The 20,530-nt window shown below is 36.7% G+C and carries 20 protein-coding genes; 16 read left to right on the top strand and 4 right to left on the bottom strand.

Annotated elements, in window-relative coordinates:
- Nucleotides 1–96 precede the first annotated feature (96 nt).
- From VNN39_RS08485 to VNN39_RS08475, 3 genes are all read right to left on the bottom strand, one after another.
- On the bottom strand, nucleotides 97–2,079 hold the full coding sequence (locus VNN39_RS08485; protein ID WP_338997415.1) for an FtsX-like permease family protein: 1,983 nt from the start codon (nucleotides 2,077–2,079) through the stop codon (nucleotides 97–99).
- Nucleotides 2,072–2,848 carry an ABC transporter ATP-binding protein gene (locus VNN39_RS08480; protein WP_017369824.1) on the bottom strand — a complete coding sequence of 259 codons (777 nt, stop codon included), beginning with the start codon at nucleotides 2,846–2,848 and terminating at the stop codon, nucleotides 2,072–2,074. Before VNN39_RS08480 ends, VNN39_RS08485 begins: the two co-directional genes overlap by 8 nt.
- A gap of 187 nt (nucleotides 2,849–3,035) precedes the next feature.
- Nucleotides 3,036–3,701 carry a Crp/Fnr family transcriptional regulator gene (locus tag VNN39_RS08475; protein WP_422393575.1) on the bottom strand — a complete coding sequence of 222 codons (666 nt, stop codon included), beginning with the start codon at nucleotides 3,699–3,701 and terminating at the stop codon, nucleotides 3,036–3,038.
- A gap of 267 nt (nucleotides 3,702–3,968) precedes the next feature.
- Between VNN39_RS08475 and VNN39_RS08470 the strand changes: the two genes are divergently transcribed.
- From VNN39_RS08470 to hpf, 11 genes are all read left to right on the top strand, one after another.
- A complete protein-coding gene (locus VNN39_RS08470; protein WP_096368269.1) occupies nucleotides 3,969–4,541 on the top strand; it encodes a TetR/AcrR family transcriptional regulator in 573 nt (190 codons plus the stop codon).
- Between the two features lie 19 nt (nucleotides 4,542–4,560).
- A complete protein-coding gene (locus VNN39_RS08465; RefSeq protein WP_017369821.1) occupies nucleotides 4,561–4,920 on the top strand; it encodes an iron-sulfur cluster biosynthesis family protein in 360 nt (119 codons plus the stop codon).
- Between the two features lies 1 nt (nucleotide 4,921).
- Nucleotides 4,922–6,280: an FAD-dependent oxidoreductase gene (locus VNN39_RS08460; protein ID WP_338997409.1), complete on the top strand. Its 1,359-nt coding sequence runs from the start codon at nucleotides 4,922–4,924 to the stop codon at nucleotides 6,278–6,280.
- Between the two features lie 127 nt (nucleotides 6,281–6,407).
- The gene (locus VNN39_RS08455; RefSeq protein ID WP_338997407.1) at nucleotides 6,408–7,562 is read left to right on the top strand and encodes a cystathionine gamma-synthase; all 1,155 of its coding nucleotides are present in this window, start codon (nucleotides 6,408–6,410) and stop codon (nucleotides 7,560–7,562) included.
- A 109-nt stretch (nucleotides 7,563–7,671) separates the two neighbouring features.
- Nucleotides 7,672–8,220 (top strand): DUF6036 family nucleotidyltransferase, encoded by a 549-nt coding sequence (locus tag VNN39_RS08450; protein WP_096368266.1) that lies wholly within the window; start codon nucleotides 7,672–7,674, stop codon nucleotides 8,218–8,220.
- The gene (locus VNN39_RS08445; protein WP_165711711.1) at nucleotides 8,221–8,502 is read left to right on the top strand and encodes a hypothetical protein; all 282 of its coding nucleotides are present in this window, start codon (nucleotides 8,221–8,223) and stop codon (nucleotides 8,500–8,502) included.
- A 66-nt stretch (nucleotides 8,503–8,568) separates the two neighbouring features.
- Entirely contained in the window at nucleotides 8,569–9,942 is a 1,374-nt protein-coding gene (locus VNN39_RS08440) for a M24 family metallopeptidase (protein ID WP_165713812.1), read from the top strand.
- 262 nt (nucleotides 9,943–10,204) lie between these two features.
- Nucleotides 10,205–10,768: an alkyl hydroperoxide reductase subunit C gene (gene ahpC / locus VNN39_RS08435; protein ID WP_017370399.1), complete on the top strand. Its 564-nt coding sequence runs from the start codon at nucleotides 10,205–10,207 to the stop codon at nucleotides 10,766–10,768.
- A gap of 58 nt (nucleotides 10,769–10,826) precedes the next feature.
- Nucleotides 10,827–12,356, top strand: coding sequence for an alkyl hydroperoxide reductase subunit F (gene ahpF / locus VNN39_RS08430; protein ID WP_279363200.1), 1,530 nt, complete (start codon nucleotides 10,827–10,829; stop codon nucleotides 12,354–12,356).
- Nucleotides 12,357–12,520: 164 nt separating this feature from the next.
- Nucleotides 12,521–13,138: an FMN-dependent NADH-azoreductase gene (locus VNN39_RS08425; protein WP_017370397.1), complete on the top strand. Its 618-nt coding sequence runs from the start codon at nucleotides 12,521–12,523 to the stop codon at nucleotides 13,136–13,138.
- 110 nt (nucleotides 13,139–13,248) lie between these two features.
- Entirely contained in the window at nucleotides 13,249–13,806 is a 558-nt protein-coding gene (gene hpf, locus VNN39_RS08420) for a ribosome hibernation-promoting factor, HPF/YfiA family (protein ID WP_017370396.1), read from the top strand.
- Nucleotides 13,807–13,856: 50 nt separating this feature from the next.
- On the opposite strand, the gene VNN39_RS08415 is transcribed toward hpf, so the two are convergent.
- Entirely contained in the window at nucleotides 13,857–14,693 is an 837-nt protein-coding gene (locus VNN39_RS08415; RefSeq protein ID WP_165711714.1) for a DUF368 domain-containing protein, read from the bottom strand.
- A gap of 224 nt (nucleotides 14,694–14,917) precedes the next feature.
- Between VNN39_RS08415 and VNN39_RS08410 the strand changes: the two genes are divergently transcribed.
- The 5 genes from VNN39_RS08410 to dprA all read left to right on the top strand — a co-directional run bounded on the left by VNN39_RS08410 (nucleotide 14,918) and on the right by dprA (nucleotide 20,441).
- A complete protein-coding gene (locus VNN39_RS08410) occupies nucleotides 14,918–15,538 on the top strand; it encodes a GntR family transcriptional regulator (protein ID WP_019291676.1) in 621 nt (206 codons plus the stop codon).
- Between the two features lie 204 nt (nucleotides 15,539–15,742).
- Entirely contained in the window at nucleotides 15,743–16,945 is a 1,203-nt protein-coding gene (locus VNN39_RS08405; RefSeq protein WP_338997401.1) for a glycine betaine/L-proline ABC transporter ATP-binding protein, read from the top strand.
- The gene (locus VNN39_RS08400) at nucleotides 16,938–18,662 is read left to right on the top strand and encodes an ABC transporter permease/substrate binding protein (protein ID WP_165713809.1); all 1,725 of its coding nucleotides are present in this window, start codon (nucleotides 16,938–16,940) and stop codon (nucleotides 18,660–18,662) included. Before VNN39_RS08405 ends, VNN39_RS08400 begins: the two co-directional genes overlap by 8 nt.
- 142 nt (nucleotides 18,663–18,804) lie before the next feature.
- Nucleotides 18,805–19,503 carry an acetolactate decarboxylase gene (gene budA, locus VNN39_RS08395; protein WP_096368259.1) on the top strand — a complete coding sequence of 233 codons (699 nt, stop codon included), beginning with the start codon at nucleotides 18,805–18,807 and terminating at the stop codon, nucleotides 19,501–19,503.
- Between the two features lie 86 nt (nucleotides 19,504–19,589).
- Nucleotides 19,590–20,441, top strand: coding sequence for a DNA-processing protein DprA (gene dprA, locus VNN39_RS08390; RefSeq protein WP_338997400.1), 852 nt, complete (start codon nucleotides 19,590–19,592; stop codon nucleotides 20,439–20,441).
- Nucleotides 20,442–20,530 lie beyond the last annotated feature (89 nt).

Below are 20,530 nucleotides of genomic sequence, written 5' to 3'. Positions count from 1 at the left end.
TAAGTTTATCTAACTCATGGTAATTCATATAATAACACTACTATAAAGCAAAATAAAAGAACTAGGAATAAATAATCTTAGTTCTTTTATTTTAAATTATCTTTCGACAATATGATAATAAACCTTACTTGTAATTTTATAAATAAGATAATAGGCTAAAACACATCCTATAAGAGTTAATAAACTAATCGTAAGAACAAGTTTGAAGTCATTGGCTCCAAAGGCATTGAGAATATTAGCAATCATACGGTAAGCGCCAGCAAAGTGAAGAACCGCAATGAGGAGGGGAAGGAAGAAAATCATTCTTACTTGGGATTGAATTGTTTTTTGTACTTCAGCTTTAGAAAGTCCAACTTCTTGTAAGATCTTAAAGGAGCGTTTATCTTGCGCGCCTTCGGAGAGCTGTTTGTAATAAATAATCAAGGCAGCACCTAGGATAAAACTAATTCCAAGAACAAAGCCAATGAAGACAAATCCACCAATTTGTGCATGTTGATCTGCCAGAGCTTCACTGCGGAATGTAAGTGTTTGATCAGACGAATCTGAGGTTATTTCTTTAAAACTTTGAGAGAAGGCATTTTCTGTTGATTTATCTATATTGAAAAGCGCAAGCGAGATAGGAGCTTGCTGATAATTTAGATCGTTTTCTCTCGTATTAAAAGATTTAATAACCTTATTCATTTCTTGTTTATTTGGAAAGACTATAAGAAGAGATTTTTGGAAAGAGACACCCCCAGGTAAATTTTTAATATCCTCTATATCTTTTTTAATATCATATTTATTACCATACCAATCTAATTGGATTAGATTTTTGCTTTCGGGATCGGGCTTATTAGATGTATCTTTAATCATAATTTGATTATTAGAAAGCGAAGGCAAATTAGCATTACCTGAGGATACTAAACTCTCTCTAGTTACCATTGTCACAAGTGTATAGTCATCTTTATCTGCAGTTTGGATATCGGAAGCAACCAGTGTATCATGAGTATTTTGGAGATGTAAGCCAATATTTTGGGCGATATAAATTTCCGATAAATCTGAGACTTCCGTATGTGAAGCGTCTGCAGCTTTTTGTGCTATTTCTGTTAAAGTTTGTTTAGAATCTGGAAGGGTAGAACTTATCATCGCATCCTTAGGCATTGCATCTTTCACCATCTTCTCAGATCCAAAGAAAATCCCCAAACTAACGACAATAGTCACGACGGTCATTGATAAAAGAATGGTAATATTTGCTAGGCCAGCAGCATTTGCCTTCATCCGGTAAAGCATTGAACTTGTAGTGATGAAGTTACTTGGTTTATAATAGCTTGGACGTTTTTTCTTACGTTTGAGGTACCAGACGGTAAAGCTTATATAGAAGAAGTAGGTACCAAAAATAACGAGAAGCACAGCAATAAAGAAACGTGTAATTGCAGATACAGGATCTTCAACTGTAAGAGCAAGGAAATAACCTGAAGCAAGTAAAATAAGAGCTAAAGCAGCTAAAAATAAATTAGATTTTGGCTCTTTTTCGCCTTTAGAAGCCTCACGCAGTAAATCAAGACTAGATGATTTCCAAATTATAAATGCCCCAATCAACATCAATATGAAGAAGAAAATCAAATAAATAAAGGCAACGAGGAGAATCGCATTAAAATTAATTTGTAAGTCAAAATAGTTTCCTCCAATGAGGTTAACAAAAATAAGAAAGAGAAATTTAGAAAAAGCAATACCAAGAAGTGTTCCGATAATTAATGTCAATAAGTAGCTTATAAATAATTCAAGGAAAGCAACATTTACAATTTTTCTTTTTCCAAATCCCAATATGTCATAGAGGCCAAATTCTTTTGAGCGTTGCAGTTGTAAGAAACGGTAACTATAGATGAGTATCATGAGGGAGAAGACAGCTAAAATAACCAAGGCAAACTTCATTAACATAGAAACTGCTTCGCCTCCTCGTAATTTATCGATAGAGGGCGAAAAACCGATTGATGCTGTAACGAAAACCAGAACAAACATAGTGATGGAAGCCATCAAAAATGGTGCGAAACTTTTAATTCCCCTTTTCATGTTATTTGTAGCAATTTTCAGACTAAGCATTTGGTTCCTCCTCAGCTGTTTGGCTTCCAAGGAAAGAGCTCATAGATAATGTAATTTCTTTTGCAAAAGAAGTAGAAGACTTATCCCCACGATACAACTGATGATAAAGCACACCATCTTTTATAAAAAGGACACGTTTAGCGTGACTCGCAGCTAAACTTGAATGTGTAACCATGATTATCGTTTGTCCCTCTGCATTGATTTCTTCGAAAAGGTCGAGTAAATCCTCAGAGTTTTTAAAGTCTAAAGCTGCGGTTGGCTCGTCAGCAAGTACAAGATCAGGTTGACTAATAAGTGCACGTGTTACAGCTACACGTTGCTTTTGACCTCCTGAAAGTTCAAAAGGCTGTTTGTCTAGAAAATTTTCGATGTTTAATTTAGGAGCTAATGCTTCTAAACGTTTCTTCATAATCTTAGGTTTGAATTTTGAAAGAACCAAGGGTAAGTAAATATTATCACGGACACTAAGTGTATCCAGTAAGTTGAAATCTTGGAATACAAAACCTAGGTGTTCACGTCTAAAAGCAGAGACTTTTTGATCTTTAATTGCTGTAATATCCTCGCCATTTAACAAAACTTGACCTGATGTGGGCTTTTCTAATGTGGAAAGTATATTAAGAAGCGTTGTTTTACCAGAGCCTGACTCGCCCATGATTGCAATATACTCCCCTTCTTCAACTGTAAAATCAATATCAGAAAGTGCTGTAGTTTCTTCTTTAGAGAAGCGTGTTTTAAAAATTTTCTTTAAGTGTTTTACTTCAAGTAACATTGTTTTTCTCTTTTCCTTTTAAGTTATGCTTATATTTTATCGTATATTGATTTAGGTTAAGCTTACGGTAATGTAAGTTTGACATTTTAAACTTCTGGAATATATAAGGATACAATAAAAACTATCATAAGATAGTTCTATAGAAAACTGATAGGCGCTGTAGGAAGTGAAATGTAATACTTTTGGATTACTTGTTGTAATCTTCTAAAAATTCAAAGTTAGTAATTAGTATTTTTTTATCTACTATTTTGATAATGCCATCTTCTTTTAAATCATGCAAGATACGATTGACACTATTTCGAGTAGAAATACCACAGAAACCAGCAATATCATCATTTGTCAATTTGAAATCTATGAGGATACCTTCTGTTTTTTTTATCCCAAAATAGTCAACCATTATACTCAGACAAGCATAAACTGCCCCTTTTTTGCCATTGACGGACATCCTTTTGTGTACTTCGATATTATGTATGAGCCTTCTTTTATAAAAATTGCCAATAATATTAGACAAACAGTTGTCTTCATTAACCCATTCATCTAATTTTTTACGAGGAACTTTATAGAAATAAGTATCACTTGTTTCAACTCTTACAGAAAAAACCGAGGTATTAATGTTTCCACGATCCTTTGATTCAAGAAGGGATACAAAATCTGTATCTGTAACATAAAACGTACTAAATTCTCTACCGTCCCTAAGTATATTACTGAGCTTGGCAACACCTTTTTTCAATATATAGATGTATTCTGACTCAATTCCTTGATGCATTATATACGAGTGTTTTCTAAGATGGATTATTGGTATGTTTTTTTCCTCAAGAAGATTAAATAAGTAATTGAGGTCAGTATCTGACATTTCTTGCATTTTTATCACCTTACTGTAATTATTAAATATTATTATACTAAAATAGTCTAACTATCTGTATTTATTGTATGAGTTACGAGTTATTAATAATAAGTAGAGTACTTCTGATATACTTGGAAAGAGACCATTACTCAAACATACACGAAGCTATATTTGTTAAAAATACAACATTTTCAGTTCAATTATTTGGTAAAGAGTTCTTAATTTGGTATATTAATATTGTACCAAGCGGTAGGTAAAATGATTGGAGCGTGTAAAGTGTCAAAAGCAAGAGAAAAAATCATTGAAAGCAGTAAAAAACTTTTTTGTCAGAGGGGATATGCCTCGACTTCTATCCGAGATATTCTCGAGGACTCGGGTACTGGAAAAGGACAACTTTATCATTATTTTTTGTCTAAAAAAGAAATCTGCTTAGAAGTGATTCAATCTCATAGTAATGATTGGGAAACACAATGTTTTGATCCCTTATTGCGTCAGATGGAGGATCCCAAACAAGCTTTGCTTGCAATGTTGAACTGGGAAATTCAGGTGCATGAGGATGAAACGCAACATTACGGTTGTGCAGTAGGAAATCTTGTCGTTGAACTTGGTGCGAGTGGAGATAAAGATTTTCGTGCGTTGTTAGGTCAGCTCATGGAAACTTGGACAGCTTTGATTCAAGCCCGGATTATGGAAATTACAGGTGGGACAGCAGAGCAGTCCAAAACTCAAGCTCAGCATATCATCTCAACAATACAGGGGAGTCTCTTACTATTAAAACTTACACAAGACTGGTCAGTTTTTGAAAACAGCTTGGATCAATTAGGAAAAGAAATTAAGGCACTTGCTTAAACCATAGGAGGAAACAAGCATGAAAATTATATTTGACAAAACAGTAAGCGAAAAATTAGCGAAATTTGATAATGCAGATTTTGTATTGGATTTTGACCATGAGTTGAGTGAAAAAAATGAAGCCATTGATGCATGTGCGGGCGGTATCTCACGTTACCGTATCCTTGCTATTGACAAAGGCAAGTTGCCAGAGGCTTTTGATGCACATATGGATTCAGAATTTGGCCCTGTTTATTTCAAAAAATGGGGGGAAATGTTCTGGAGTGCCCAAGATTTACATGCAAAAGTGGAAGGTAGCTACAATCTCATTGCATTGAAAACCGACGGAGAATATTTGAGCCACAATCTTCTCATCGTAGACTATAGAGGCAAGCTTTAGTATGGAAAGAAGGACATTTAAGAATCTGATTATTGGCTTTGGTAAAGCAGGGAAAACCTTGGCTAAGTCCCTTGCCAATAAAGGGGAATCAGTAGCAATCGTAGAACAATCTACGCGGATGTACGGGGGAACTTGTATTAATATTGGCTGTATTCCGTCTAAGTCGTTAATTGTAAATGGCCAAAAAGGTGAAGCTTTCACCGAGGCAGTCCTTCAAAAATTCAGCCTAGTCGAAAAGCTGAATAAAAAGAATTACCATATGATTGCAGATGAACCAAATGCAACTGTAATTGACGGGAAGGCGAGATTTCTTTCAGACCATGAGGTCGAAATATCCGAAGAAGGAAAGCCCATAATGCTTGTTCAAGCTGAACGTATCTTTATCAATACGGGTGCGCGTGCTATTTTGCCCTCAATCCTTGGTATGTCGGAGAGTAAAAATCTTGTGACCTCGACAGGGTTGATGGACTTACAAGAAAAACCTGAACACCTTCTGATTGTGGGTTCTGGCTATATCGGACTTGAATTTGCAGCCATGTTTCTGTCTTATGGATCAAAGGTAACGATTATTGACTCACACGATATATTTTTGCCGCGTCAAGATAGAGATGTTGCGCAGCGCGTGAAGCAAGATTTAGAAGACGCTGGTGCTGTCTTCAAGCTCGGCTATGAAATAAATGGTGTTTTTGATCGTGATGAAGCAAGTATCCTCAATATTACAAAAGATGGTCAAGCAGAAGAGGTACAGGGGAATAAGATTCTTCTTGCTACAGGGCGTAAGCCTAATACATCTGGATTGGGCTTAGAAAATACGTCAATTAAGGTTGGCGAGGCAGGACATATCTTAGTGAATGAAAAGCTTGAAACCTCTGCTCCAAATATTTGGGCTTTGGGTGATGTACATGGTGGACCACAATTTACTTATACGTCATTGGATGATTTTCGTATCATTGAAAGTCAACTTTATGGCGACAAATCTCGGACATTAAGTAATCGAGGTGAGTTAGCAAGTAGTGTTTTTATCACACCAACTCTGTCTAATATAGGCTTAACAGAAACAATAGCTCAAGCTCAAGGTACCAAATATCGATTGTTCCGTTTAGAAGCTACATCTATTCCAAAATCTGCAGTACTGGGACAAAGTAAAGGGCTACTTAAAGCATTAGTAGACCCAGAAACACAAGAAATATTAGGTGCAACTCTTTATGCTGAAGAATCACATGAAGTGATAAATATTTTATCGCTTGCCATGAAAGCAAAAATACCTTACACGATGTTAAGAGATCATATCTACACTCATCCAACCATGAGTGAAGCTTTAAATGATCTTTTTGCTCCGGCAAATGAAGTGAAACTATAAGAAAAAAGCCCTTGTTTAAGGGTTTTTCTCTTAACATAAAAAAATTAAAAGTCGGATATAGGATTACCCAAAGTCAACAAAAGATAATCTGCATTATAATAAATAAACAATTAAAAAGAGGTGAAGTATGAGTGAGATGAAATTAAAAACGAAGATGATTCACGGAGGTATCAGTGAAGATGCTACCACAGGGGCTGTTTCTGTTCCTATCTATCAAGTGTCGACATATAAGCAAGATGGTCTGGGTCAACCCAAAGCTTATGAATATTCAAGATCGGGGAACCCAACACGTCATGCCTTAGAGACACTTATTGCCGACTTAGAGGGTGGTGTCCAAGGCTTTGCTTTTGGTTCAGGTTTGGCTGGCATTCATGCCGTTCTTTCTATTTTTAAATCAGGGGACCACTTGATTCTAGGTAATGATGTTTATGGGGGAACTTTCCGCCTCATGGATAAAGTCATGTCTAATTTTGGTTTGGAATATGACTTGGTAGATTTAACAGATATTGATGCTTTAAAAGATAAGCTTAAAGCATCAACCAAGGCAATTTATTTTGAAACACCTTCTAACCCCTTGATGACTGTCTTAGATATCCAAAAACTTGCAGATATTGCTAAGGAAAATAATCTACTGACAATCGTTGATAATACTTTTGCAACCCCTTACTTCCAACGTCCATTAAGTTTGGGGGCAGATATTGTCTTGCATTCGGGTACGAAGTATCTTGGTGGACATTCGGATGTAGTTTCAGGACTTGTCACCACAGATAAAGAAGAATTAGCTGAGCGTATCGCCTTCATGCAAAATTCAATTGGTGGTGTTTTAGGTCCTCAAGACAGTTGGCTAGTTCAAAGAGGGATCAAAACTTTAGCACTTCGTATGGAAGCTCATGCCAAAAATGCTCAAAAAATTGCAGAGTTCCTTGATGCATCAGAGGAAGTAAGCAAAGTATATTACCCAGGTCTCCCGCAAGATCCAGGACATGAGATTGCTTCACAACAAATGTCTGGCTTTGGAGGAATGCTCTCTTTTGAACTGAAGGATGAACATAAGGTCAAAGACTTTGTCGAAGCTTTAGAATACTTTACTTTAGCTGAATCACTCGGCGGTGTGGAAAGTCTGATTGAAGTACCTGCAGTGATGACCCATGCTTCAATACCGAAAAAGATTCGTGAAGAAGCTGGTATTAAGGATGGCCTGATTCGCCTATCTGCAGGCATCGAAGATATCCATGATTTATTGGCCGACCTGAATAATGCCTTTGAAAAAATTAACAATTAAAACACCAAGAGGTGTTTTTTATTATGTAAAAGAGAGGAAAAACTCTTTTTTTATAGGGTGTGGTATGCTATAATCAAGAAGAGATATTTCAAAAGAAAGTATATAATTTATGAATTATAATAAGTTGTTTATACGTTTGAATGAAAAATTAGCAGAAAATAACATCCATTTAAGCTTACAGTGTGTTGGTGGTTTTGTTTTGGAATATCATGGACTAAAGGCTACCGAAGATATTGATGCTTTCTATGAGTCTACTGCTAAAGTTGAGGAAATTATTGCGGAGATTGGGCAAGAATTTCATGTCGGAACTGCTAACGAACCCTGGCTAAGCCATTCTATCGGACGTATTATGTCACTTTCTGATGAGGATAAAGTTTTAATTTTTGAAGCAACTCATCTCGAAGTCTATCTGTCTTCCTTACAGTCAGTATTGATTGACAAGATTCAAGTGGGCAGAGCTAAGGATATTCCTGATATTGCCCAGATTATGAAGAAGTTAAACATTGAGCGTCCAGATACACTCCTTGATTTACTCAACAATTATTCAGAAGGAACTTCAGATCCTGCGGTTGTTTTAGAAGCTTACGGTCTTGCTTATGGTCAAGAAGCATTAAAAAATTATTTAAAAGAAAATCCCGAACTTTTGAGGCTATTATAAATGAATTGGAAAGAATATTTTGAAGCTGCGGCTCAAAAATCAAGAGGAAATGCGAGGCTCTGGCTCCGCTATTTGAATAAAGCTATCCAGCGTGATCAAACTTTTTTGACTCAAGACGATATTGATTATCTTCGACAGTCAGAGCGCTTGTCGTATTTTCAGCGCTTTTTCCTGACTTTAGCAGTTGAGGAAGGGAGCAAAGCTTGGGAAATGACGGTTTCTTTATCCGAACCTGCTCAATTTTCACGCTTGAAAGCCGTCGCCCAAGAGTTAAAAAATTAAAAGAATATAAAGTAAGAAATAAGAATTGCTGAAGCGGCAGTTCTTATTTTGACAAAAGGAGTAAAGATGATTCAACTCACAAAAATTCAACCACCAGCGCTTGAAGCAAACTTAAAACCAGTTGTACTGTCTGACGAAACAATGGAACAAAGGAAGCAAAAACTGCTTGATAAAATGAACCAAGATAATTTTGATTGCTTAATTATCTATGCGGACCTAGAACATGGTAGTAACTTTGAGTATCTTACAGGTTTTCTCCCGCGTTTTGAAGAAGCCTTGCTTGTACTTCATAAGGATGGTAAAGCTTATCTTGTTTTAGGTAATGAAAACCTAAATAAAGCAGATAAGGCAAGGTTAAAAGCAGAAGCTGTACATATGCCACATCTTTCTCTACCTAATCAGCCTATGAATACTCAAGAAACAGTTGAAGAAATCTTAAGCAAATGTGACCTAGAGAATACTCAAAAGATTGGTTTAGTGGGGTGGAAAAACTTTACCAGCGCAAAAGAGAATAATTATCAGCTTTTCGATGTACCTCATTTCTTAGTTCATGCTGTCCAAAGCTTATGTCCTGAAGCTAAGCTAGAAAATGCTACACGTTTGTTTATCGGAGAAAATGGTGTTCGCACAACAAATAATGCAAACGAATTTGCTCATTATGAATTCGGTGCTGCTTTGGCAGGACGCTGCATGTTACAAGCGATGAATCAGATAGAGCTTGGAAAAAGTGAAATGGAAGTTGCAAGAGAATTATCAGACCTTGGACAAGCACATAATGTCGTTACAATAATGGCAACTGGTGAACGTTTTGTAAAGGCCAATATTTATCCAAGCGATAAAGTCATTAAAAAGGGAGACAAGCTTTCCTTAACGACAGGGTATAAAGGAGGCCTCCAAAGCCGAGGAGGCTATGCGGTGAGTCAGGCTTCGGAGTTGCCAGATGAAGAGAAAGATTATCTCTCGGCTGTCGCACAACCTTACTTCAATGCCGTTAAAACGTGGTTGGAAGCAATCAAGATAGGTATGCAAGGCCAAGAGCTGTATAACAAAATAGAAGAAGTTTTGCCACAAGAAAAATACGGTTGGACTTTAAATCCTGGTCATCTCTCCGCGGATGAAGAATGGATGAGCTCGCCAGTCTACCCGCAGTCAACAGAAAGTATCGAGAGTGGTATGCTGTTCCAGATTGATATTATTCCATCTGTTTCTGGATACGGTGGTGTAAGTTGTGAAAGTGGCATTTTCTTGGCGGATGCACAGCTAAGACAAGAGATAAAAGAAGCGTATCCTGACATTTGGGGGCGCGTGCAAGAGAGAAGAGCTTATATTCAAAATGAATTAGGCATCACACTTCGCGACGAGATACTTCCAACAAGTAGTGCAACAGCTTATTTACGTCCTTTTATGTTGGATAAGACATCCGCTTTTACTGTAAAATAAAGAAGCCCACCTGGGCTTTTTTGTTTTTAATAGATAATTTTTAAAAGCGAGTGATTTGTTATTTGATAAACATTTTCGTGATGAGTGTTTCGTATATCTAAACAATAGTATATAGAATTATCACTCAAAATGTAATAATTCAGAAGTGTTAAGCGCTTTATTTTCCCTAAAAACTTGAACATATCTTTTGACTAACCTTATTCATTTTGTGATAATTATTTAAGAAGTACAAAAAATATTAGAAAAATTGGAGATAATAATCATGTCATTAATCGGAAAAGAAGTTGCACCTTTCGTCACAGAAGCTTATCAAAATGGCAAGTTCTTGACAGTAAACTCAGATGATCTTAAAGGAAAATGGAATGTCATCGTATTTTACCCTGCAGACTTCTCTTTTGTTTGTCCAACAGAATTGGAAGATTTACAAGAACAATATAGTATTCTTAAAGATTTGGGCGTAGAAGTTTATTCATGTTCTACAGATACACATTTTGTTCATGCAGCTTGGCACGAACACAGTGAAGCTATTGGTAAAGTAGAATATCCAATGCTTGCTGATCCATCACAAAAGATTTCTCGTATTTTTGATGTATTGGATGAAGAATCTGGTTTATCACAACGTGGTTCATTTATCATCGACCCAGATGGTGTTGTGCAAGCTGTCGAAATCACTGCAGACGGTATCGGCCGTGATGCAAGCCAATTAGTAGATAAAGTGCGTGCAGCACAATACATTCGTAAGAATCCAGGTGAAGTCTGCCCTGCCAAATGGAAAGAAGATGCAGAAACTTTGACACCAGGTTTGGACTTAGTCGGTAAAATTTAATTTAATAAGGCGAAGTAGATTACTCGCCTTTTTAAGCTAAAAAGAATGGAAAGATAAAATGTTAGAAGAGAATCTTAAAGCGCAACTCAAACAATATTTAGAACTTTTAGAAAATGATATCGCATTACGTGTCAAAGCAGATCCTGAAGATGTCAATGGTAAAAAAGTTCGCGAATTTGTCAATGAAATTGCTGAAATGTCACCACGTATAAGTGTTGAAGAAGCTAAGTTAGTCAAAGCTCCTGGCTTTTCTGTCGTTCGTAAGGGAGAAATGAGGGGTATTGCTTTTGCTGGTATTCCTCTAGGTCATGAATTTAACTCGCTTGTTTTGGCTCTTTTACAAGTAAGTGGTCGCGCACCAAAGATTGAAGATGACCTCAAAAAACGTATTCAAGCCATTGATAAACCTTATCATTTTGAAACTTATGTAAGTTTGACTTGTCATAACTGTCCAGATGTTGTCCAAGCCTTGAATATCATGAGTGTGCTTAATGAAAATATCACGCATACGATGATTGAAGGCGGCATGTTCCAAGACGAAGTCAAATCTCGTGGTGTGATGGCTGTGCCAACAGTTTTTGCTAACGGTGAGGAATTTTCAAGTGGACGCATGAGTCTTGAAGAAATATTAAATAAACTCGTGGGCCAAGCTGGAAGTGAAGAATTTGACGACAAAGATCCTTATGATGTTCTTGTTGTTGGCGGTGGTCCAGCAGGTGCGAGTGCGGCTATTTATGCAGCACGCAAGGGCATACGCACAGGTATTTTAGCAGAAAAATTTGGTGGTCAGCCATTAGAAACTCTAGGTATTGAAAACTTGATTGGGACTCCTTATACTGAAGGACCTAAGTTGGCTGCCCAACTGGAAGAACATGTCAAAGCCTATCCAGCTGATATTATGAAAACACAAAAAGCAGTAAAATTAGAGAAAAAAGACCTGCTTGAAGTGACTCTGGAAAATGGTGCTGTCCTACAGTCTAAAACCATTGTATTATCAACAGGAGCACGTTGGCGTTCACTCGGAATTCCGGGCGAGGAAGAATTCAAAAATAAAGGAATTGCTTATTGTCCGCATTGTGATGGACCTATCTTTGCAGGTCAAAAAATTGCCGTAGTTGGGGGAGGAAACTCGGGGATTGAAGCAGCTATTGATTTAGCTGGTGTAGTTGAACATGTGACTGTTTTAGAGTTTTTACCAGAGCTTAAAGCGGATAAAGTTTTACAAGAAAAACTTTATTCATTAGATAATGTTACCGTTCTGACCAATGTAGAAACAAAAGCGATTCATGGTACAGATAAAGTTGAAAGTCTAGATTATGTCGAACGTGATACTCAAAAAGAAGTAAATCTCGAATTATCAGGTGTCTTTATCCTTATTGGTCTTGTGCCTAACACAGAATGGCTGGAGGGAGTAGTAGAACGTAACTCACGAGGCGAAATTGTCGTTGATAAACAAGGGGCTACAAGTGTACCTGGTGTATTTGCTGCAGGGGATTGTACAGATTCAGCTTATAAACAGATTGTAATTGCTATGGGAAGTGGTGCCACAGCTTCTCTAGGTGCTTTTGATTATCTCATTCGTCATTAAAAATAAAACCATCTTGAAACATTTCGAGGTGGTTTTATTATTCTTTAAGTTTGTGCTAAGTTTCACGTACTAAAATTGTAGTATTCTTAAAATGTTTTTGCTATAATATTAAAGTAAAAATTGTTTACAAATGTAAATTAAACAAAATCTTGGAGGATTTATTAATGACTAAATTACTTGTTGTAAAAGGACATCCCTTGACAGCTGAAGACAGCTTCTCAATTAAAGGCTTGGATACTTTTGTATCAGCCTATAAGACTGCAAATGCAGATGATGAAGTAGAAGTACTCGATGTTTTCTCTGCCGATATTCCTGAAATTGATCAAGACATGGCTTCTGCCTTTATTGCAATGCAAAATGGTGTAGACTTCACTGCCTTGTCTGAATCACAACAAGATAAAGTTGCACGTTTTGGTGCCTTTACAGAACAATTCCTTTCAGCAGATAAGGTAGTCATTGCGAGCCCATTGTGGAACCTTATGATTCCTGCTAGCCTTAAAAAATGGATTGATACAGTCAATGTTGCTGGTAAAACTTTCCGTTACACAGCAGAAGGACCAAAAGGTTTGGCAACAGATAAGAAAGTTATGCACTTGCAAGCAAGCGGTGGTATGTATAATGGTCAAGATACAGGTAGCCAATATATGAAGACTATCTTTGAATTCATTGGTACAGACTTCTCTTCACTTAGTGTTGAAGGCCATGCTTACCAACCTGAAAAAGCTGAAGAATTTTTGGCTGAATTCCTTGGTAAAGTAGAAACTGCAGCACAAGAGTTTTAATTCTAGCAAATCTCGGATATTAGTTGACCCATATTTATTTTTATATTAAAATTAAATAAGAAATAAATAAAAGAAAGAGCATTTCTTTGAAATGCCAAGGGAACAACCTTATGATTAAATTTAGTATTCGTGCTGAAAATGTGGAAATTACAGATGCAATTCGTTCATATATCGAAGATAAAATTGGTAAATTAAATAAATACTTTAATGATGGACATGAAGTCACAGCCTACGTGAATATTAAGTCTTATTCCGATAAGCGTAACAAGGTTGAAGTAACTGTGCCAGCTAAAAATGTAACTTTAAGAGCTGAAAATACTGCTCTAGATGTACTTGCAGCTATTGATTTAGTGGAAGAAAAGTTAGAACGTCAAATTCGTAAATATAAAACGCGGGTAAATCGCAAATCAAAAATAAATGTCCCAACTGGCTTAGCATTTGGTGACGAATTTGCTCCTTTAGATGCTACTGATGAGATTGAAGAAGATACTGTGAAAATCGTCCGTACGAAACGTGTTGATCTTAAACCGATGGATGCGGAAGAGGCAGTACTTCAGATGGATATGCTTGGCCATGATTTTTATGTTTTCTTGGATGCCTATACTAATCGTACGAGTGTTGTTTACCGACGTGCCGATAAGAATATCGGTTTAATTGAAACAGACTAAGATAAAAAAGACTGGTTTGATATCCAGTCTTTTTATTTTGAGATTAATCTTTATTTATATTTTTCTTCTAACTTACTCATCCAGAGACCTAAGACAAGCCCGACTACAAAGAGAAGAGCACTCATAAAGAAGGTTGAGAGAGTTGCGCCAGCATAATTGATGGCTTCAGCACTTTGGGTAGGCACTACAATCAGCAATGTGCTTGAGAGTACTAAACCAATGATAAAGTTGTAAACTTTAGAATGGAAATTAATAAGAAGTTTCTCCATTAATTTTGAAAAACTTACCAGAGCAAATAATCCACCAATAGCAATAGGAAGAAACACACCGAAAATGTCACGGTTTTTAAAACCTTCGAGCATCGGAGAGAAAAGTCCAAGAATCAAAAGTAGATTTGAGGGGCTAAGTCCAGGTACCAAAACACCTAAGGCAATTAAAATACCTGCAAGGAAGAAACCAAAGAAGTTTGCCGGAACGGTCCCTGCAATAGCTGGCAACATGTATAGAATAAATGTCGACAACACAAATGTGAGAATTAAAGTAAAGGTATCACTTTTATCACGAGCTTTTTGACGTGTGCTTTCTTTAAAGAGAGAAGGAAGAGTCCCTAAGATAGCACCTGCAAATCCCCATAACACAATTATCTGATAATGGGCTAACACCCACTCAAGAGGTCGACTAAGAAGAACTAATCCTAAAATCCCACCAATACCAACAGGAAGGAAGAAAAGAAAATTCTTCTTGAAATCCTGACGAATATGAGCCAAGAAATGGAGCATACGTTCATAAATCCCTAAAATGGCTGCAAGAACCCCGCCAGAAACACCAGGAAGAATGAAGCCAAGAGCAATAATCATTCCTTTAATCAATCGAAAAATCCAGTTCATATTATCACTTTCTATTTTTAAACTTTTGCGACTATTATATCATAGATTACTTATACGAAACATATTTATCATACAAGTCGATAAAATATAAACTAGGATATATTCGAAATTTTACACTTTAAAAATAATTTTACTATCTTTTTTTGTATTTTTACATTAAAATAGAAAGCATAATGCATTTTTATATGATGATAGTATACGAGTAAATAAATAAGGAGGAAAAAGTGAAAGAGGTTAGACAACCGAAATATCAGCAAATTGCTATCTTAATTGCTGAAAATATTGTGCGCAACGAACTAAAAATTGGTCAAAAAATTTATGCAAGATCAACCTTAGCAACAACTTTTGGTGTTTCTCCCGAAACAGCACGAAAAGCAGTAAGCATTCTTAGCGATCTAGGGATTGTAGATTCCATTCATGGAAGTGGCGTTGTTATTGCTTCACGTCAAAAAGCTCAAGAGTTTTTGACTCAACATCAAGAAGTTAAATCAATTCAGGATTTACAAGCCGATATTTTGAAAAGTGTTGCACGTCAGCAGAAAGAACTTGCCAATTTTTCATCGACTTTAGATAAACTCGTTGGGCAAACCGCACACTTTCAAAAATCCAATCCGATGACTCCAATTGAACTTGAACTCAATGAGCCGTCAGAAAACTTAGGTAAAACTATTGGGGAAATGAACCTGTGGCAAAATACAGGTGCCACTGTCATTGCTATCTTACAGAATGACGAATTAATTATTTCACCGGGTCCATATGCAACATTGAACCAATATGATACCTTGTATTTTGTTGGTGGTGCGGATTCTTTACAAATTATTCAAAATTTCTTTTATAAAAACTAGTTTTGACATTGGGAAATATCTTTCTATAGAGACATGCAATAGGAACTGTCACTATAGGAGGATTTTTTCATATTTAGGCAATTTAAGATATTTGTAAGTTTACTTATTTGACAAAGTGACAATACCTTGTTATTATGGAATGGTCACTTTGATGAACATTAAATAATGAAATGTATTTAATTATTAAGAGTAAAGGAGAATATTTTGCCAGTAAAAATTAAAATTGAGCACTTAACCAAAATATTTGGTAAACGTGTAAAAACTGCTTTGGCAATGGTCGAGCAGGGTGATTCGAAAAACGAAATTTTAAGAAAAACAGGTGCGAGCGTCGGTGTTTATGATGCCAACTTTGAAGTAAATGAAGGCGAAATTTTCGTCATTATGGGGCTTTCTGGTTCTGGGAAGTCAACACTATTACGTTTGCTTAATCGTTTGATTGAGCCAACAAGTGGTAAGATTTTCATTGACGGTGAAGATGTTGCTACATTGAATAAAGAAGATTTGTTAAAAGTTCGTCGTAAAACGATGAGCATGGTTTTCCAAAATTTTGGTCTCTTCCCACATAGAACGATTCTTGAAAATACAGAATATGGTTTGGAAGTACAAAATGTACCAAAAGAGGAACGTCGTAAGCGTGCCGAAAAAGCTCTAGACAACGCTAATCTACTTGATTTTAAAAATCAATACCCGAACCAACTCTCTGGGGGGATGCAACAACGTGTCGGCTTAGCACGCGCTTTAGCCAATGACCCAGAAATCCTTCTGATGGATGAAGCTTTCTCAGCTTTAGACCCCTTGATTCGTCGTGAGATGCAAGATGAACTTTTGGAACTTCAAGCAAAATTCCAAAAAACAATTATTTTCATCTCGCATGACTTGAATGAAGCATTACGTATCGGTGACCGCATTGCCATTATGAAAGATGGTAAAATCATGCAGATTGGTACAGGTGAAGAAATCCTTACTAATCCTGCTAATGATTACGTTAAAACCTTCGTGGAAGATGTCGATCGTGCAAAAGTTATCACGGCGGAGAACATTATGATTCCTGCCTTAACAACTAACATTGACATTGATGGTCCAAGTGTTGCACTTAAAAAGATGAAGACAGAAGAAGTAAGTTCTTTAATGGCTGTCGATAAAAAGCGTCAATTTTACGGTGTTATTACCAGTGAAGCAGCAGTTCAAGCAAAACAAGAGAATAAATCTCTTCGCGATGTTCTCATGACAGATGTTGGACAAGTTGGTAAAGAAACATTAGTAAGTGATATCTTACCTATCATATACGACTCTCCAACACCTGTTGCCGTGGTAGACGATGAAGGATTCCTTAAGGGTATTCTTATCCGCGGACGAGTACTTGAAGCTTTAGCAGATGTAGACGATGAGGAGGTAAATAATGATTGAGTTAGCAATAGGTAAGATACCCTTAGCAGATTGGGTTTCGACTGCAACAGATTGGATTACAAGTAATCTAAGTGCTGGGTTTGATATTATTCAAAAAGCTGGTACAGCAATTATGGATACCGTAACTGCAGGACTTACAGCTGTTCCATTTTGGTTAATGATTATTGTTGTTACGTTTTTGGCAGTTTTAGTTTCAGGACGTAAAGTTGCCTTTCCTATCTTTACATTCTTAGGTTTAGTTCTTATTGCCAATCAAGGCTTATGGACAGACTTAATGAACACAGTAACATTGGTCTTGCTCTCTAGTTTAGTTTCTATTATTATCGGTATTCCTTTAGGTATATGGATGGCCAAGTCCGAACTTGTTGCTAAGATTGTGCAGCCAATATTGGACTTTATGCAAACTATGCCAGGTTTCGTTTATTTGATTCCAGCCGTTGCCTTCTTTGGTATCGGAGTGGTCCCTGGTGTATTTGCGTCAGTTATCTTTGCCTTACCACCAACAGTTCGTATGACGAACTTGGGTATCCGTCAAGTTTCAACTGAATTGGTCGAAGCAGCAGATTCTTTTGGTTCAACGCCAAGACAAAAGCTCTTTAAGTTAGAGTTCCCTTTAGCGAAAGGAACAATTTTAGCAGGTGTTAACCAAACTATTATGTTGGCCCTTTCGATGGTCGTTATTGCTTCAATGATCGGTGCACCTGGTCTTGGACGTGGTGTCTTAGCGGCTGTTCAATCTGCGGATATCGGTAAAGGTTTTGTAAACGGTATTGCTTTAGTTATTTTAGCTATTATCATTGATCGTTTCACTCAAAAGCTTAATGTTGCCCCAACTGAAAAGCAAGGAAATCCGCAACTTAAAAAATGGAAGAAAAGAGGAGCGCTAGTAGCCCTTATCGTTCTTATCATTGGTGGTATTTCTGGTGTTACACTTAAGAAAACAGCAGCAGATAAAAATGTTGAGCTTGTATATATGAACTGGGACTCAGAAGTTGCATCTATTAACGTATTAAGTCAAGCTATGGAGCAACATGGATTTGACGTTAAGAAGACAGCTTTAGATAATACAGTTGCTTGGCAAACTGTAGCAAATGGCCAAGCGGATGGTATGGTTTCTGCTTGGCTCCCAAACACCCATGAAACACAATGGAAAAAATTCAGCAAGTCCGTTGAATTGCTTGGCCCTAACCTTAAAGGAGCTAAAGTTGGTCTTGTCGTACCAAGCTACATGAAAGCAAATTCTATCGAAGACCTGAAAGATCAAGCAGATAAATCAATCATCGGTATTGAACCTGGTGCTGGTGTTATGGCCGCAACAGAGACAGCTCTGAAAGATTATGATAACTTGAAAGATTGGAACTTAGTACCATCGTCTTCAGGTGCGATGACTGTTGCCCTTGGTGAAGCTATCAAGCAACATAAAGATATCGTCATCACTGGCTGGTCACCTCACTGGATGTTTAATAAGTATGATTTGAAATATTTAGAAGATCCTAAAAACTCAATGGGTAAAGCTGAAGACATCAATACTATTGTACGTAAAGGACTTAAAGAAGATAATCCTGAAGCTTATAAAGTATTAGACAAGTTTAACTGGTCTCAAAAAGATATGGAATCTGTGATGCTTGATGTTCAAAATGGTAAAACACCAGAACAAGCAGCAGCAACATGGATCAAATCTCACAAAGAACAAGTTGATAAATGGTTTGAAGACTAATAAGTTATTCATTAAAGACTAAGCGAATTGCTTAGTCTTTTTTAGAAGAAGATATAAAAAATAATCCGTATATTCATTGTGGCAATGATAATATGATAAAATTAGAGTATTAAATAATCCAAAATTTCGAAAGGAAAGAAAAATGAAGTTATTTCAACACAACACCCTTGCAGCTTTGATGTCAGGACTTTACGAAGGAACTCTAACAATTGGAGAACTCTTGGAGAAAGGTGACTTTGGTATCGGGACCTTGTCTGGTATTAATGGTGAGCTTATCGTCCTAGATGGCAAAGCTTATATTGCGACTGGGGACAAAAAAGTACGTCAAGTAGAAGACGATGAAACTGTTCCATACGCTGCCGTAGCTCATCACGAAGCGACACTTTCTTTCCAACAAGAAGAAAAAATTGCCAGTGAAGAACTCTTCGAAAAAATTGAAAATGTGTTTAACAGTGAAAATACTTTCTACACAATCAAAATGACTGGGAATTTTGAAATGATGCACGTGCGTATGGCTCCAGGTGCAGCGGAAGGAGAGCCTTTTGCTAAAGTAGCGGAAAATCAACCTGAGTATAAAGAAAAACACGTCAAAGGAACTATTGTAGGCTTTTGGACACCAGAAATGTTTCATGGTGTGAGTGTCGCTGGTTATCATCTGCATTTTCTTGCTGATTCATGCGATTTTGGCGGTCATATTTTAGGTTTCTCTGGATTTTCCGGGCAAGTAGAGGTCGGTCAAGTGGATGCCTTAGAGCAAAATTTCCCGACAAAATCTCAAAATTTCCTCCAAGCCAAATTTAATCTTGATCAACTCAAAAAAGATATTGAACAAGCGGAATAAAAAAACTGCAGAAATGCAGTTTTTTATGTGAACAGCTTCTATTTTTTGCGTATTAATTAATGAATAACACCAAAAATGGAGGCTGCATGATTAAAAACTTTGAAATATTACGTTTGAAAAAAGCAGGAATGTCTAATTTAGGGATCTTGAAACTGATTGATTATCAGAGGGGGCATGAAGCAAAACTCACTCTACGCCAGTTAGCGCGGATTGCAGAAATTAAAGCTATCCCAAATTTTATTGAGAATTATAAAAGTCAGGATGTTAAACGGCTACGAAAGCTATATAAGCTCTTCCCTTCGTTCTCCATTTTAGATGATATTTATCCAGAGTGGTTAAAAGAAATATATAATCCACCGGCACTCCTTTTTTACCAAGGAAATCTAAAAATACTTAATCTACCTAAACTTGGATTTGTAGGTAGCCGTGAAAGCTCCAAAGAAGCAACCAAAATTACGCATAAGCTTATTGAGGAACTAAAACAAAACTTTGTTATTGTGAGCGGATTGGCACGCGGTGTTGACACTTCTAGCCATGTAGCAGCTGTAAAGCAAAAAACTCCAACTATTGCTGTTATAGGTAATGGTTTAGATATTTCTTATCCAAAAGAAAATCGTAAATTACAAGAATATTTAGCAACACACGAATTAGTTTTATCAGAGTACCTTGCAGGAGAGCAACCGCTCAAGTTTCATTTCCCAGAGAGGAATAGAATCATTGCTGGTCTTTCACGTGGGATTGTCGTTGTTGAAGCAAAACAACGTAGTGGAAGTCTCATTACAAGTCGATATGCATTAGAAGGGAATAGAGAGGTATTCGCTGTACCTGGAGATATTTTGAATCGAAATGCCTCAGGCTGTAATCAATTGATTCAACAGGGAGCTGCTAAGCTTGTCACACACGGTCAAGATATTTTAGATGAATTTTATTTAGATTAAAGTAATTTTCTTCCTTAATTTTTTATAAAAATTGAAACTTTATGAACTTATATAGAATACGTAATAGCAACGATTGAGAGTATTTTTTA

Source organism: Lactococcus formosensis (assembly GCF_037892375.1).
Lineage (GTDB): Bacteria > Bacillota > Bacilli > Lactobacillales > Streptococcaceae > Lactococcus > Lactococcus formosensis.
The sequence above is the reverse complement of the archived record's forward strand: the minus strand, read 5'-3'. Positions and strand labels throughout refer to the sequence as shown.

Excerpts from the sequence above, each read along its gene's own strand:
- VNN39_RS08485 (WP_338997415.1), bottom strand. The coding sequence starts at position 2,079 with ATGCTTAGTCTGAAAATTGCTACAAATAACATGAAAAGGGGAATTAAA.
- VNN39_RS08480 (WP_017369824.1), bottom strand. The coding sequence starts at position 2,848 with ATGTTACTTGAAGTAAAACACTTAAAGAAAATTTTTAAAACACGCTTC.
- VNN39_RS08475 (WP_422393575.1), bottom strand. The coding sequence starts at position 3,701 with ATGTCAGATACTGACCTCAATTACTTATTTAATCTTCTTGAGGAAAAA.
- VNN39_RS08465 (WP_017369821.1), top strand. The coding sequence starts at position 4,561 with ATGAAAATTATATTTGACAAAACAGTAAGCGAAAAATTAGCGAAATTT.
- VNN39_RS08460 (WP_338997409.1), top strand. The coding sequence starts at position 4,922 with ATGGAAAGAAGGACATTTAAGAATCTGATTATTGGCTTTGGTAAAGCA.
- VNN39_RS08455 (WP_338997407.1), top strand. The coding sequence starts at position 6,408 with ATGAGTGAGATGAAATTAAAAACGAAGATGATTCACGGAGGTATCAGT.
- VNN39_RS08450 (WP_096368266.1), top strand. The coding sequence starts at position 7,672 with ATGAATTATAATAAGTTGTTTATACGTTTGAATGAAAAATTAGCAGAA.
- VNN39_RS08445 (WP_165711711.1), top strand. The coding sequence starts at position 8,221 with ATGAATTGGAAAGAATATTTTGAAGCTGCGGCTCAAAAATCAAGAGGA.
- VNN39_RS08440 (WP_165713812.1), top strand. The coding sequence starts at position 8,569 with ATGATTCAACTCACAAAAATTCAACCACCAGCGCTTGAAGCAAACTTA.
- ahpC (WP_017370399.1), top strand. The coding sequence starts at position 10,205 with ATGTCATTAATCGGAAAAGAAGTTGCACCTTTCGTCACAGAAGCTTAT.
- ahpF (WP_279363200.1), top strand. The coding sequence starts at position 10,827 with ATGTTAGAAGAGAATCTTAAAGCGCAACTCAAACAATATTTAGAACTT.
- VNN39_RS08425 (WP_017370397.1), top strand. The coding sequence starts at position 12,521 with ATGACTAAATTACTTGTTGTAAAAGGACATCCCTTGACAGCTGAAGAC.
- hpf (WP_017370396.1), top strand. The coding sequence starts at position 13,249 with ATGATTAAATTTAGTATTCGTGCTGAAAATGTGGAAATTACAGATGCA.
- VNN39_RS08415 (WP_165711714.1), bottom strand. The coding sequence starts at position 14,693 with ATGAACTGGATTTTTCGATTGATTAAAGGAATGATTATTGCTCTTGGC.
- VNN39_RS08400 (WP_165713809.1), top strand. The coding sequence starts at position 16,938 with ATGATTGAGTTAGCAATAGGTAAGATACCCTTAGCAGATTGGGTTTCG.
- budA (WP_096368259.1), top strand. The coding sequence starts at position 18,805 with ATGAAGTTATTTCAACACAACACCCTTGCAGCTTTGATGTCAGGACTT.
- dprA (WP_338997400.1), top strand. The coding sequence starts at position 19,590 with ATGATTAAAAACTTTGAAATATTACGTTTGAAAAAAGCAGGAATGTCT.